We start from the raw sequence: 13,447 nt of genomic DNA, 5'->3' as shown, positions 1-13,447 counted from the left end.
ATATCCTGACGGGGTGAAGCTGCCCTGGAGCAAGGAAGACGCCGGTAACGGCGACGGACGCGAGACCGACGGCGCCGGAGGCGGGGCCGACGGCAACGGGGCGGACCGTTCGACCACCGCGACCGCATCGGTCACCGCACCCAAGCGGACCGAGGGCAAGGGTCGACCGACGCCCACGCGCCGCGAGGCCGAGGGTCGACGCCGCGGGCCGGTCGCCCCGGCCCCGTTGACGCGGGCCGAGGCGCGTGCCCGCAAGAAGACGGTCGGCGGGCCGAAGCTGAGCCGCGTCGAGAAGAAGGCTCAGTCCGACACCCGTCGCTCCGCCCGCGCCGAGCAGCGTCAGCGGATGATGGACGGCGACGAGAAGTACCTCATGCCGCGCGACAAGGGCCCGGTCCGCAAGTACGCGCGCGACGTCGTCGACTCCCGGCGCAACTTCGCCGGTCTGTTCATGCCGTTCGCGATCCTGCTCATCGTCGTCATGTTCCTCCCCGCCATCGCGGTGTACGCGACCCTGATCATGCTGATCTTCGCCCTGTTCCTCGCCGTCGACGGCGTGATCCTCGGCCGCATCGTCAACAACCGTGTGCGCGAACGGTTCCCGGACACCCCCGACGGCGGCTTCAAGCTCGGGTGGTACTCGTTCAGCCGGTCGATGCAGATGCGGTTCATGCGTGCGCCCCGTCCCCAGGTCAAGCCCGGCGACGCGGTCTGACGTCGGTGCGCACGTTGGTTCTGGGCGGGATCCGCTCGGGTAAGTCGGCGTACGCCGAACAGATCATCTCCGCCGGCTCCGACGCCGTCCGCTACCTCGCCACCGCGGCGACGCCCGCGACCGGCGACCCGGACTGGATGTCGCGCATCGACGCCCATCGCGATCGGCGTCCGTCGACGTGGACCACCGTCGAGTCCGCCGACGTGGCCGGCGCACTGCGGTCGGATCCGGCGACGCCGACCCTGGTCGACGACCTCGGCAGCTGGGTCACGACCTATCTCGACGAGATCGGCGGATGGGACGACCCGTCGGTCGACCTGTCGGCGCGCACCTCCGAACTGTGTGACGCACTCGCGGCCAGCACCGGGGACGTCGTACTGGTGAGCCCTGAGGTCGGCCTGTCGCTGGTGGCACCGACACCGGCCGGACGCCGTTTCCAGGACGAACTGGGGGCGGTCAACACCGCCGTCGCCGCCGTGTGCGACCGCGTGGTGCTGCTGGTCGCCGGGCGGGTCATCGAGCTCGACGATCCCGAGACCGTGTCGGTCGTCGCCGAGGCACCGCCACGCGAGTTCGCTTCGGACACCGCACCTCCCGCGGTCACGACGGCGGCCGAACCCACGACACCCGCTCCGGTCCCGGCGACGCCGGCCGAGGACCTGACGCCGAGTGCGGTCGGCGATCACCACGACGCCGCCGACGAGTTCGACATCGTGCCGTCGCCGGATCACACCATCGGCGACGAGGCCCGCGGTCGACACTTGATCCTCACCAAGCCTGCCGGTTCGCTCGGTCGGCTCGAGGAGATCTCCATCTGGGCGTCGGCATGTCAGGGTGTCTGCCCGCCTGCGCTCTTCGCGCACCCGACCGTCGTCGTGTTCGCCGGCGACCACGGTGTCGCCCACGCGGGGGTGTCGGCGTATCCCCCCGAGGTGACCGGCCAGATGGTCGCCAACATCCTCGGCGGTGGTGCCGCGGTGAACGTGCTGGCCCGTCAGGCCGGGGTGGCCGTCCGCGTGGAGGACATCGGTGTCGACGCCGACACCGACGAGTCGGTGCGGCGGTTCAAGGTCCGGCGTGGTTGCGGCGACCTGCGCACCACCGACACCCTCACCGCCGCCGAGACCAACGCCGCTCTCGCCAACGGTCGTGCGATCGCCGATGAGCTCATCGACTCCGGCGCCGATCTGCTGATCGCCGGCGACCTCGGCATCGGCAACACCACGCCGGCCGCGGTGCTGGTGGGCACCATCACCGACACCGAGCCGGTCGTCGTGGTGGGCCGCGGCACGGGTATCGACGACGCAGGCTGGATCCGCAAGACCGCCGCGATCCGCGACGGCATGCGGCGGGCCCGTGCGGTGTCGCGCTCCCCCATCGCGCTGTTGGCCGCGGTGGCCGGGGCCGATCTGACCGCGATGGCCGGTTTTCTCGCCCAGGCCGCCCAGCGGCGCACGCCCGTGGTGCTCGACGGCCTCGTGGTCACCGCGGCCGCACTCGTCGCCGAGGACCTCGCCCCCGGTGCGGCGCAGTGGTGGATCGCCGGTCACCGCTCGGCCGAGCCGGCGCATGCGATCGCACTACAACACCTCGCGCTCGAACCGGTGCTCGAGTTCTCCATGCGGCTCGGCGAGGGCAGCGGCGCACTGACCGCCGTGCCGATAGTGCAGGCCGCGGTCGCCACCCTCGCCTCGATGGCCACGTTCGGCGACTCCGGGGTGAGCGAGCGATCCGCCGAGGCGGCGTCGGCCGGCGGACGGTGACCGCGACCCGCCCGCTGCGCTCGGTGTGGCTGGCGGTGTCCTGGCTGACCGTGGTCCCGGTGCCGCAGCCGCGCACCGAGATCGACCGCGCGGCGGGTGCAGGCGCCATCGCGGCCAGCCCGCTCGTCGGGATCGGACTCGGAGGTGTCGCCGCGGGTGTGGCGGCCCTGGTGTCGTCGACGGCGTTGCCGTCGATCGTCGTCGGCGCACTCGTCGTCGCCGTGCTCGGAGTGCTCACGCGCGGGATGCACATCGACGGCCTCGCCGACACCGTCGACGGTCTCGGGTGTTACGGCCCTCCCGAACGCGCCCGGGAGGTGATGCGCAGCGGCGGGGTGGGCCCGTTCGGTGCGGCCTCTCTCGTCGTGGTGCTGCTGGTGCAGGCCGGTGCCGTCGGCGCACTGGCCGACGGTCACCACTGGTACGCGGTGGCTGCGGCCGTCGCCCTCGGTCGACTCACCGTCCCGATCGCGTGCCGCCGCGGACTACCCGCTGCGACAGGCGGTTTCGGAGAACTGGTCGCGAGCAGTCAACGGTGGTCGATCGCGGTGTGGACGGCACTCGCCGTGGGGTGCGCGGTGTCGGTCGACCTCGACGCCTGGTGGCGCGGGGTCGTCACGGCGCTCGTGATCGGTGCCGGGGCATGGGTCCTGTCGGCCCACTGCGCCCGACGCCTGGGTGGGATCAGCGGCGACGTGCTCGGCGCCGGGATCGAGCTGGGAACCACCGTGGCCCTGGTCGCCCTCCTGCTCTGAGCGCACCACCGCCGGGCACGGCCGGCGAGACCGGTCAGCCGCGGTGGAGCTCGGTCATCCAGCCGTGGGTGTCGGCGAACGTGCCGCGCTGGATGCCGGTGAGGGTGTCGCGCAGCGCGGTGGTGACCTCCCCGGGTCCGCCGTCGCCGATGCGGTAGTCGTCGGTGTCGCTCTTCACGCGACCGACCGGGGTGATCACCGCGGCGGTCCCGCAGGCGAAGACCTCGGTGATGTCCCCCGACGCGACACCCTTGCGCAGTTCCTCGCTGCTGACCTTGCGTTCCTCCACCGAGATGCCCGCGTCGACCGACAACGACAGCAGCGAGTCGCGGGTGACACCGGGCAGAAGCGACCCCGACAGTTCCGGGGTCACGAGGCGGGCGTCGGCACCCGATCCGAAGACGAAGAACAGGTTCATCCCGCCCATCTCCTCGATGAAGCGCCGCTCGATGGCATCGAGCCACACCACCTGCTCGCAGCCGTGCTCGGCGGCCTGCGCCTGCGCGAGCAGCGATGCGGCGTAGTTGCCGCCGGTCTTGGCGTCACCGATGCCACCCGGTGCGGCACGCACGTACTCCGACGACAGCCACACGCTGACCGGCTTGACCCCCTGGGCGAAGTAGGCGCCCGCGGGTGAGGCGATCACGACGTAGCGGTAGGTCTTCGAGGGGCGGACGCCGAGCGCGGCCTCGGTCGCGAACATGAAGGGCCGGATGTAGAGCGAGTCCTCGCCGCCGGCCGTCGGGACCCAGGCGTTGTCGGCGTCGAGCAGGGCCCGCAGCGAGGCGATGAAGTCCTCCTCGGGCAACTCGGGCATGGCCAGCCGGCGCGCCGAGGAGTTGAGCCGACGCGCGTTGGCGTCGGGGCGGAACGAGGCGATCGACCCGTCGGGCTGCCGGTAGGCCTTGAGACCCTCGAAGATCTCCTGCGCGTAGTGCAGCACCATCGCCGACGGGTCGAGGGCGATGGGGCCGTAGGGCAGCACCTGCGCCGAATGCCAACCGCGGTCGGCATCGAAGTCGACGCTCACCATGTTGTCGGTGAACCAGTTGCCGAAGCCGGGCGCCGCCAGGATCTCGGCACGGCGTGCCTCCGACACCGGATGCGGGTGCTCGGTGCGGGTGAACTCCATGGTCATCGGGCAATCGTAGCGCGTGGCACCTGCGCGTCGGCGCCGTCACCCGCGGCCACGCGCGGAGTCATCGGACGCGCCCGCAGGCGACGTCTCAGCTGGTGCTGGTCTCCACGAACGGCGGTGCGACGACCTCGCATTCGAGATCGCGACCGCGCACGTCGACGATCACGCGGTCACCGTCGGCGACACCGGGAGCGGTGTCGATCAACGCCAACGCGATGCCCTGCTTCAACGTCGGCGAGAAGGTACCCGAGGTGCACAGGCCGACGGCCGTACCCGAGGCGTCGCGCACCACGCAATCCGCGCGCGGGACGCCGCGACCGATCGCCTTGAGACCACGAAGGCGCCGTGTCGGTCCGGACTCCTTCTCGGCGAGAAGTGCGTCGCGGCCGAAGAACTCGTCCTTCTTCCACCCGACGGCCCAACCGCACCGCGCCTGCAGCGGACTGATGTCGAGTGACAGCTCGTGCCCGTGCAGCGGGTACCCCATCTCGGTGCGCAGGGTGTCGCGGGCGCCGAGACCCGCGGGCAGCCCGCCCGCCTCGGTCACCGCGGCGAGAACGACCTCGAACACCTCGGCGGTGTCGTCCCACGCCGGCAGGAGCTCGAATCCGCGCTCACCGGTGTAGCCGGTGCGGCACACCCGGATCGTGCGTGTGCGTCCGGCGATGGCGAGTTCGGCGTCGACGTAGGACATGTACCCCATCTCGGTGGGCAACCCGATCGCGGTCAGGACCTCCGCTGAGCGCGGCCCCTGCACGGCGAGGACACCGTAGTCACGGTGGGAGTCACGGACCTCGATCTCGGCGGGCGCCGCCGCGGCCAGCGCTGCGACGACAGCGGCGGTGTTGGCGGCGTTGGGGACGAGGAACACCTCGTCGTCGGACACCCAGTAGGCGATGAGATCGTCGATCACGCCGCCGGACTCGTCGGTGCACAGGGTGTACTGCGCGCGGCCCGGTTCGATCTTCCTCAGATCGTTGGTGAGACAACGGTTCACGAACTCCGCGGCACCCGGTCCGGTCACCGACGCCTTGCCGAGGTGGCTCACGTCGAACACGCCGACCACCTCGCGCACGGCGGCGTGTTCGGCCACCGTGCCCGAATACGACACCGGCATCGACCATCCGCCGAACTCGGCGAACGCGGCGCCGATCCGCTCGTGGACGGCATGGATCGGTCCGTGCAGGGGTGCGTCACTCATGGCAGACAACCTATCTGCCCCGCCCGTGGCCGTCACCGCCGCAGCCGTGCACGCCCACTAGGCTCGATCGGAGATCCCCGAACGGAAGACCCGAACGAAAGAGATGCCCGCATGAGCAGCGCACCGGACCGACAGCTCGGACCCGATCTGGCCATCGCGACCTCGATCGGCGACGCCGCCGACGTGCTCGTCATCGGGCTCGTGAGCGGCCCCGGGAGCTCCGACGGTCCCGACGCCGACGCGACGCCGGTACCCGTGGTGGGTGACGGCATCCTCGACGACGCGCAGCTCGCCGAGATCTCGGCGTCACTGACCGCGGTCGGTGCCTCGGCCGGCGCCGGCGAGATCAGCCGGATCGTCGCACCCGCCTCGATCGGCGCGTCGAGCATCCTCGCCGTCGGCATGGGTGCACGGTCCGCACTCGACGACCCCGACACCGTGCGTCGGGCCGCGGGTGTCGCCGCACGGACCCTCACCGGCGTGGGTCGGGTGGTGACCACCCTCTCGACCGTCGATCTCGGTGCCGCCGCCGAGGGGTTCTTTCTCGGCGCCTACCGGTTCGAGGAATTCCGCTCGGACAAGACCCGCTCGACCAAGGCCCCGCTCGCGTCGGTCGCACTGCTGCCCGGCACCGCCGCCCGGGACGCAGCCGCCGAACTCGACCGTGCCCGATCGATCGCGACCGCCGTCGCCGTGGCCCGGGACTTCGTCAACACCCCACCGAGCCACCTCTATCCCGAGGAGTTCGCGAACCGTGCCCGCACGCTCGGCGAGACGGCCGGACTCGAGGTCGAGATCCTCGACGACACCGCCCTGATCGAGCAGGGGTACGGCGGCATCGTCGGTGTGGGCAAGGGCAGTTCGCGCCTGCCGCGACTGGTGCGTCTCGCCTACCGCAGTGGCGCGTCGGACGCGAAGAAAGTGGCACTCGTGGGCAAGGGTGTCACCTTCGACACCGGCGGCATCTCCATCAAGCCCGCCGCGGGCATGGAGAACATGACCTCCGACATGGGTGGTGCCGCCGCCGTGGTGGCCACGGTGGTGCTCGCCGCACAGCTCGGGGTGGGCGTCGACGTGACCGCGACGGTGCCGATGGCCGAGAACATGCCGTCGTCGACCGCGCAGCGGCCCGGTGACGTGCTCACCCAGTACGGCGGGATCACCGTGGAGGTGATCAACACCGACGCCGAGGGGCGGTTGATCCTCGCCGACGCGATCGTCCGCGCCTGCGCCGACGACCCCGACTACCTCATCGACACCGCCACGCTGACCGGAGCGCAGATGGTCGCGCTGGGCACCCGCACCCCGGGCGTCATGGGTACCGACGACTTCCGCGACCGCGTCGCCGGGATCTCGCGACGCATCGGCGAGAACGGTTGGGCCATGCCCTTCCCCGAGGAGCTGTCGGCAGACCTGAAGTCGCGCGTGGCCGACCTCGCGAACGTGACCAACCACCGCTGGGGCGGGATGCTCTCGGCCGGGATCTTTTTGCGCGAGTTCGTCGCCGACGGGGTCGAGTGGGCCCACATCGACGTCGCCGGTCCCGCCTTCAACACCGGCGGACCGTGGGGCTACACCCCCAAGGGCGGGACGGGCGTGCCGGTACGCACCATGATCAGCGTGATCGAGGACATCGCCGCACTCGGCTGAGTGCGCCCGACCCACCTGCGCGACGGGGACGATCGACGGGGGCGATCGATACCGACGAGCCGGTGGTCCACACCGCCCCCGCGGACGCCGAACCTACGGGTAGGGTTTCGACACGGAGGCGTTCACACCTCCACCGACCTGCTGCCTGTGAGCCACACCCGCTGCGAACAGGTTCGCGACCGAACCACCGGAACACGAGTCGAGGAGTCGACAATCATGGCCTTCTCCGTCCAGATGCCCGCCCTGGGTGAAAGCGTCACCGAGGGAACAGTCACCCGGTGGCTCAAGCAGGAGGGCGACGAGGTCACCGAGGACGAGCCGTTGCTCGAGGTCTCGACCGACAAGGTCGACACGGAGATCCCCGCTCCCACTTCCGGTGTGCTGACGAAGATCCTGGCGCAGGAGGACGACGTCGTCGAGGTCGGTGGCGCGCTCGCCGAGATCGGTGACGCCGACGAGGCGGGCGATTCGTCCGACGACTCCGGTTCCGACGACGCCGATGACGACTCCGGTTCCGACGACTCGTCCGACGAGGCCGGCGGAACCGCACCGGAGGACACCGACGGCGACTCCCCGGCCGACGAGCCCGAGCCGTCGGCCGACGCCGACGAGCCGGCGAAGAAGCCCACCGCGGGCGCGAAGTCCGGCGGCAGCTCCGAGGGCACCGACGTCACCATGCCCGAGCTCGGCGAGTCGGTCACCGAGGGCACCGTGACCAACTGGCTGAAGTCGGTCGGCGACGAGGTCGCCGAGGACGAGCCGTTGCTCGAGGTCTCCACCGACAAGGTCGACACCGAGATCCCGTCGCCGGTCGCCGGCACCCTGCTCGAGATCATCGCCGACGAGGACGATGTCGTCGAGGTCGGTGGACGTCTCGCCGTCATCGGTTCGGCCGACGCCGCCTCGTCGGGATCCGACGAGCCCGAACCCGAGCCCGAGTCCGAGAAGGAACCGGAGCCCGAGAAGGAACCGGAGCCGGAGGAGAAGCCCGAACCGAAGTCGGAGTCGACGAGCACGAAGACCGAGGAGTCCAAGCGCGAGCCCGAGACGCCGCCGTCGACGTCGGAGACCGGCGAGAAGCCCGAGCCCGACGCGAAGGCATCGGACTCCTCGTCCGAGGGCACCTCGTCGACGCCGTACGTGACTCCGCTGGTGCGCAAGCTCGCCGGCGAGAACAACGTCGACCTCGACTCGATCAAGGGAACCGGGGTCGGCGGCCGCATCCGCAAGCAGGACGTCCTCGCCGCGGCCGAGGCCGCGAAGGCCCCCGCCCAGGAGGAGTCGGCGCCCGCGGCGTCGGCACCCTCGGCCCCGTCGGCACCGGCGGCGAAGTCGGCACCCAAGGGTGTGCGTCCCGAGCTCGCCGAGCTGCGCGGGACCACGCAGAAGGTCAACCGGATCCGTCTCATCACGGCGAAGAAGACCCGCGAGTCCCTGCAGACCAGCGCTCAGCTGACGCAGGTCTTCGAGGTCGATCTGACCCGCGTCGTCGCGCTGCGCGCCGCGGCGAAGGCGTCGTTCAAGGCGTCCGAGGGTGTCAACCTGACCTACCTCCCCATCATCGCCAAGGCGACGGTCGAGGCACTCAAGGCCCATCCGAACGTCAACGCCAGCATCGACGAGGACGCCAAGGAGATCACCTACCACGGTTCGGTGAACCTCGGCATCGCCGTCGACACCGAGCAGGGGCTCCTGTCGCCGGTGATCCACAACGCCGACGACCTGTCGATCGCCGGGCTCGCCCGCGCCATCGCCGACATCGCATCGCGCGCACGGGAGAACAAGCTCAAGCCCGACGAGTTGGCCGGCGGAACGTTCACCATCACCAACATCGGCAGCCAGGGCGCGCTGTTCGACACCCCGATCCTGGTCCCGCCGCAGGCGGCGATGCTCGGTACGGGTGCCATCGTGAAGCGGCCCACGGTGATCACCGCCGAGGACGGTTCGGAGTCGATCGCCGTGCGCTCGATGTCGTTCCTGCCGTTGACCTATGACCACCGGCTGATCGACGGCGCCGACGCCGGCCGCTTCCTCACCACGGTCAAGCATCGTCTGGAAGAAGCGGCGTTCGGGGCGGACCTGGGAGTCTGATGCGGGTGGCGATCGCCGGCTCGTCCGGCCTGATCGGTACCGCACTCACCGCGTCACTGCGTTCCGACGGGCACGAGGTGCGGCGCCTGGTGCGTCACGAGCCGCGTACGGCCGACGAGATCGGTTGGGCGCCGGAGTCGTTCGGGTTGACCCCGGACGCTCTCGACGGTGTCGACGCCGTGGTCAACTTCTGCGGCGTCGGCATCGGCAACCGGCCGTGGTCGGGCGAGTTCAAGCAGAAACTGCGCGACAGTCGGATGGTGCCGACCCAGGTCCTCGCCGACGCGATCCTCGCGACCGGTGTCCCGGTCTTCGTCAGCTCCAGCGCCACCGGCATCTACGGCTTCGGGTCCGACGTAGACGGGGACCTCGGGAGCGGCGACGGCGCCTTCCCCGAGATGACCGAGGACAGCCCGGCGGGCAGCGGCTTCCTCGCCGAGCTGGCCAAGGATTGGGAACGCACCGCGGCCCTGGCGACCACCGCACGTGTCGTGGCCATCCGTACCGCGCCGGTGCTCTCGCCGTCGGGCGGGCTGCTGGGCAAGCTCCGGCCGCTGTTCAAGCTCGGTCTCGGCGGCCGACTCGGTGCCGGGCACCAGTACATGTCGTGGATCACCCTCACCGATCACGTGCGCGCGGTCCGGTTCGCCCTCGACGGCGACCTGTCGGGGCCGGTCAATCTCACTGCCCCGCAGCCGGTCACGAACACCGAGTTCACCGCCGCCTTCGGTCGTTCGGTCCATCGACCCGCCGTCCTCCCGGTGCCGGCTCCCCTGCTGCGGCTCGCCGGCGGCGAACTCGCGCGGGAGATGCTGCTCGGCGGGCAACGCGCGGTCCCGAAGGTGCTCACCGACGCCGGGTTCACGTTCGTCCACCCGACGATCGACGAGGGCATGGAGTACGCGAATGCCTGACGCGCGGTCGGTCAGCGCTCGTCGCGTCGCCACACCGATCGAGGTCCGGTCGTCGGGGCTCGTCGACTACGCCGAGGCCTTCGACAGCCAGCACCGCCTCGCGGCCGACCGCGCCGACGGGGTGCTCGACCACGACGTGTTGCTGTTGCTCGAACACCCGCCCGTCTACACCGCGGGCAAGCGGACGGCGCCGGAGGACCGACCGTCGGACGGCACGCCGGTCGTCGACGTCGACCGCGGCGGCAAGATCACCTGGCACGGCCCGGGGCAACTCGTGGGCTACCCCATCGTCGCGCTCGCCGAGCCGCTCGACGTCGTCGACTACGTGCGCCGCATCGAGGAGGCCATGATCTCGGTCTGCGCGTCGCTCGGCGTGACCGCGGGACGCGTCGAGGGACGGTCCGGGGCGTGGGTGGCCGCCGATCCGGTGACCGGACGTCCCGAACGCAAGGTCGGCGCGATCGGCATCCGCGTGGCGCGCGGTGTCGCCCTGCACGGGTTCGCGCTGAACTGTGAACCCGACCTGTCGGCGTTCGGCACCATCGTCCCGTGCGGGATCCCCGATGCCGGGGTGACCTCGCTCGCGGCCGAACTCGGTCGACCGGTGGCGGTCGACTCGGTCCGCGAGATGGTCGCCGAGGCGGTCGCCGCCGCACTCGACGGCACGCTCGCGGTGGGTACCGCCGGCGCCGAGCGCACCACCGCGACGGGCACCGCGCCCGACGTGCCGCTGGTCGGGCACGGCGTAGCATCGACACGGTGACTGTTCATCAGGACCATTCCCCGAACACCGCCCCGGCCACCACCGATGCGGCCGCCACGGCCCCGGCGGGCCGCAAGCTCCTGCGCCTCGAGGTGCGCAATGCGCAGACCCCGATCGAGCGCAAGCCGGAGTGGATCCGGACCCGCGCGACGATGGGCCCGGAGTTCACAGAACTGAAGAAGCTCGTCAAACGCGAGGGCCTGCACACGGTGTGCGAGGAGGCCGGCTGCCCCAACATCTACGAGTGCTGGGAGGACCGCGAGGCCACGTTCCTCATCGGCGGCGAGCAGTGCACCCGCCGATGCGACTTCTGCCAGATCGACACGGGCAAGCCCGACGACCTCGACCGCGACGAGCCCCGACGCGTCGCGGAGAGCGTGCAGGCGATGGGTCTGCGGTACTCGACCATCACCGGTGTCGCGCGCGACGACCTGCCCGACGGTGGCGCGTGGCTGTACGCCGAGACCGTGCGCGAGATCAAGCGACTCAACCCGGCCACGGGTGTCGAGCTCTTGATCCCCGACTTCAACAACGAGCCCGACCAGCTGGCCGAGGTGTTCGGTTCGCGCCCGGAGGTGTTGGCGCACAACGTCGAGACGGTGCCGCGCATCTTCAAGCGCATCCGTCCGGCCTTCCGCTACCAGCGCAGCCTCGACGTCATCACCGCCGCCCGCGACGCCGGTCTGGTCACCAAGTCGAACCTGATCCTCGGGATGGGCGAGACGCCCGACGAGGTGCGTGAGGGTCTCGCCGACCTGCACGACGCCGGGTGCGACATCATCACGGTCACCCAGTACCTGCGCCCCTCGCCGCGGCACCACCCGGTCGACCGGTGGGTCAAGCCCGAGGAGTTCGTGGAGCACTCCGATTTCGCCACCGAACTCGGTTTCGCCGGTGTGATGGCCGGCCCGTTGGTGCGGTCGTCGTACCGCGCCGGGCGGCTCTACGCGCAGGCGATGCGGCGTCACGGTCGGGAGCTGCCCGAGTCGATGGCGCACCTGGCGGACTCCTCGGGTGCCTCGCAGGAGGCCACCTCGGTGCTCTCCCGCCTCGCTGCCCGCTGACCCGGAGGCCGCGGACGGCGGATGTCGCCGCCCGCGGCGATCGGCGTCTGTGCCGCCAGTATCCTGAATCCCATGGCTAAGGCACAGGCGACCAAAGAAGCGAAGGCGGCTGCGAAGGCCGCGCGCAAGAAGGCGTCGCGCGACCGGCGCAAGCAGCTCTGGCAGGCGTTCCAGATGCAGCGCAAGGACGACAAACTGCTGCTGCCGCTGATGATCGGCAGCCTCGTCGCCAGCATCGCGGTGTTCACCGTCGTCGGTCTCGTCGTCGGTGCGCTGTTCTTCCTCATCCCGCTCGGCGTGGTGCTGGGACTGCTGATCGCGTTCATCATCTTCGGCCGCCGCGTGCAGAAGAGTGTGTTCGCCAAGGCCGAGGGTCAGGCCGGTGCCGCAGGGTGGGCGCTGGACAACCTGCGTGGTCAATGGCGCGTGAAGCAGGCCGTCACCGGCACCTCGCATCTCGACGCCGTGCACCGTGTCATCGGTCGCCCCGGCGTCATCCTCGTCGGCGAGGGCGCACCGTCGCGTGTGAAAGGCCTGCTGGCGCAGGAGAAGAAGAAGATCGCCCGCGTCGTCGGCGACACCCCGATCTACGACGTCATCGTCGGCAACGACGACGGGCAGGTCCCCCTCAAACGCCTCGAGCGGCATCTGAACAAGCTGCCGAAGAACATCAACGGCAAGCGGATGGACGCCCTCGAATCACGTCTGGCGGCACTCGGTGGCCGTCAGGGCGGCCCCGGTATCCCCAAGGGCCCGATGCCGGCCGGCGCCAAGATGCGCAACGTGCAGCGCTCGATGCGTCGTCGCTGAGCGATCGCGATCCCCGGTTCGGGGTTCAGCGGGAGCGGACGAGCGCGGTGCCGGTCGCGCGATCGTGCATGCCGCGGCCGACCGCGTCGTTGACCAGCGGCGGCACGATGAAGACGATCAGGATCTGCCGTGCGACGGCCCGGACGATGCCGACCGATCCCCCGCCGTCGACACGGGCGACCCGCATCCCGACGATGAACTGGCCCGGGGTGAACGAGAACAGGGTGACGGTCACGACGCCGACGACGAACCAGACGGCGAGCACCACGGTCGACAGGGACGGCGACAGGAACCCCACGAACAGCAGCGAGACGCCGTAACACATCACCCAGTCGACGAAGAGCCCGAGAACGCGCTGCCACGACGACACCAGCGAGCCGGGGCCGGACTCCGGCAGGCCCAGGGTCTCACCGCGATATGCCCCGACGTCGGTGTTGTCGAGGCCCGCCTGCGGACCCGACAGCCAAGAACCTGTTGTACGACCCATGAATGCATCATAGGCCGCCGATCAGCGCAGACGCGGCGGCTAGTGTATGGGGTGCGCAACACCCCGTACCCGGCCGTCTGCGACCGCAGCGGCCGA

General features: G+C 70.7%; 12 protein-coding genes. 9 read left to right on the top strand and 3 right to left on the bottom strand.

Features of this window, described 5'->3' with window-relative positions; all coding sequences use genetic code 11:
- Nucleotides 1-13: 13 nt before the first annotated feature.
- The 3 genes from ACQ7HM_RS16520 to ACQ7HM_RS16510 are packed head-to-tail and all read left to right on the top strand — an operon-like array spanning nucleotide 14 to nucleotide 3,233.
- Nucleotides 14-715: a DUF3043 domain-containing protein gene (locus ACQ7HM_RS16520; protein WP_434217315.1), complete on the top strand. Its 702-nt coding sequence runs from the start codon at nucleotides 14-16 to the stop codon at nucleotides 713-715.
- A 5-nt stretch (nucleotides 716-720) separates the two neighbouring features.
- The gene (gene cobT, locus ACQ7HM_RS16515) at nucleotides 721-2,478 is read left to right on the top strand and encodes a nicotinate-nucleotide--dimethylbenzimidazole phosphoribosyltransferase (RefSeq protein ID WP_434217314.1); all 1,758 of its coding nucleotides are present in this window, start codon (nucleotides 721-723) and stop codon (nucleotides 2,476-2,478) included.
- A complete protein-coding gene (locus ACQ7HM_RS16510; protein WP_434217313.1) occupies nucleotides 2,475-3,233 on the top strand; it encodes an adenosylcobinamide-GDP ribazoletransferase in 759 nt (252 codons plus the stop codon). Before cobT ends, ACQ7HM_RS16510 begins: the two co-directional genes overlap by 4 nt.
- A gap of 34 nt (nucleotides 3,234-3,267) precedes the next feature.
- Here the strand turns inward: ACQ7HM_RS16510 and ACQ7HM_RS16505 are convergent, their stop codons facing one another.
- Nucleotides 3,268-4,371 (bottom strand): branched-chain amino acid aminotransferase, encoded by a 1,104-nt coding sequence (locus ACQ7HM_RS16505; protein ID WP_434217312.1) that lies wholly within the window; start codon nucleotides 4,369-4,371, stop codon nucleotides 3,268-3,270.
- 88 nt (nucleotides 4,372-4,459) lie between these two features.
- Entirely contained in the window at nucleotides 4,460-5,572 is a 1,113-nt protein-coding gene (gene gcvT / locus ACQ7HM_RS16500; RefSeq protein ID WP_434217311.1) for a glycine cleavage system aminomethyltransferase GcvT, read from the bottom strand.
- 111 nt (nucleotides 5,573-5,683) lie between these two features.
- Between gcvT and ACQ7HM_RS16495 the strand changes: the two genes are divergently transcribed.
- The 6 genes from ACQ7HM_RS16495 (at nucleotide 5,684) to ACQ7HM_RS16470 (ending at nucleotide 12,864) form a co-directional block, all read left to right on the top strand.
- A complete protein-coding gene (locus ACQ7HM_RS16495; RefSeq protein ID WP_434217310.1) occupies nucleotides 5,684-7,222 on the top strand; it encodes a leucyl aminopeptidase in 1,539 nt (512 codons plus the stop codon).
- Nucleotides 7,223-7,438: 216 nt separating this feature from the next.
- Entirely contained in the window at nucleotides 7,439-9,313 is a 1,875-nt protein-coding gene (gene sucB, locus ACQ7HM_RS16490; RefSeq protein WP_434217309.1) for a 2-oxoglutarate dehydrogenase, E2 component, dihydrolipoamide succinyltransferase, read from the top strand.
- Entirely contained in the window at nucleotides 9,313-10,227 is a 915-nt protein-coding gene (locus ACQ7HM_RS16485; RefSeq protein WP_434217308.1) for a TIGR01777 family oxidoreductase, read from the top strand. The genes sucB and ACQ7HM_RS16485 overlap by 1 nt, the downstream gene beginning before the upstream one ends.
- A complete protein-coding gene (gene lipB / locus ACQ7HM_RS16480) occupies nucleotides 10,220-10,990 on the top strand; it encodes a lipoyl(octanoyl) transferase LipB (RefSeq protein ID WP_434217307.1) in 771 nt (256 codons plus the stop codon). Before ACQ7HM_RS16485 ends, lipB begins: the two co-directional genes overlap by 8 nt.
- Nucleotides 10,987-12,054 carry a lipoyl synthase gene (gene lipA, locus ACQ7HM_RS16475; RefSeq protein WP_434217306.1) on the top strand — a complete coding sequence of 356 codons (1,068 nt, stop codon included), beginning with the start codon at nucleotides 10,987-10,989 and terminating at the stop codon, nucleotides 12,052-12,054. Before lipB ends, lipA begins: the two co-directional genes overlap by 4 nt.
- Before the next feature lie 72 nt (nucleotides 12,055-12,126).
- Complete coding sequence (locus ACQ7HM_RS16470; protein ID WP_434217305.1) at nucleotides 12,127-12,864, top strand: DUF4191 domain-containing protein; 738 nt, start codon at nucleotides 12,127-12,129, stop codon at nucleotides 12,862-12,864.
- Nucleotides 12,865-12,889: 25 nt separating this feature from the next.
- Here the strand turns inward: ACQ7HM_RS16470 and ACQ7HM_RS16465 are convergent, their stop codons facing one another.
- The gene (locus ACQ7HM_RS16465) at nucleotides 12,890-13,351 is read right to left on the bottom strand and encodes an RDD family protein (RefSeq protein WP_434217304.1); all 462 of its coding nucleotides are present in this window, start codon (nucleotides 13,349-13,351) and stop codon (nucleotides 12,890-12,892) included.
- Nucleotides 13,352-13,447 lie beyond the last annotated feature (96 nt).

Origin of the sequence: Williamsia sp. MIQD14, from assembly GCF_051025635.1 — a bacterium.
Classification (GTDB): domain Bacteria; phylum Actinomycetota; class Actinomycetes; order Mycobacteriales; family Mycobacteriaceae; genus Williamsia_A.
The sequence above is the reverse complement of the archived record's forward strand: the minus strand, read 5'-3'. Positions and strand labels throughout refer to the sequence as shown.

Coding starts and splice junctions, on each gene's coding strand:
- ACQ7HM_RS16505 (WP_434217312.1), bottom strand. CDS start 4,371: ATGACCATGGAGTTCACCCGCACCGAGCACCCGCATCCGGTGTCGGAG.
- gcvT (WP_434217311.1), bottom strand. CDS start 5,572: ATGAGTGACGCACCCCTGCACGGACCGATCCATGCCGTCCACGAGCGG.
- ACQ7HM_RS16495 (WP_434217310.1), top strand. CDS start 5,684: ATGAGCAGCGCACCGGACCGACAGCTCGGACCCGATCTGGCCATCGCG.
- sucB (WP_434217309.1), top strand. CDS start 7,439: ATGGCCTTCTCCGTCCAGATGCCCGCCCTGGGTGAAAGCGTCACCGAG.
- ACQ7HM_RS16485 (WP_434217308.1), top strand. CDS start 9,313: ATGCGGGTGGCGATCGCCGGCTCGTCCGGCCTGATCGGTACCGCACTC.
- lipB (WP_434217307.1), top strand. CDS start 10,220: ATGCCTGACGCGCGGTCGGTCAGCGCTCGTCGCGTCGCCACACCGATC.
- ACQ7HM_RS16470 (WP_434217305.1), top strand. CDS start 12,127: ATGGCTAAGGCACAGGCGACCAAAGAAGCGAAGGCGGCTGCGAAGGCC.
- ACQ7HM_RS16465 (WP_434217304.1), bottom strand. CDS start 13,351: ATGGGTCGTACAACAGGTTCTTGGCTGTCGGGTCCGCAGGCGGGCCTC.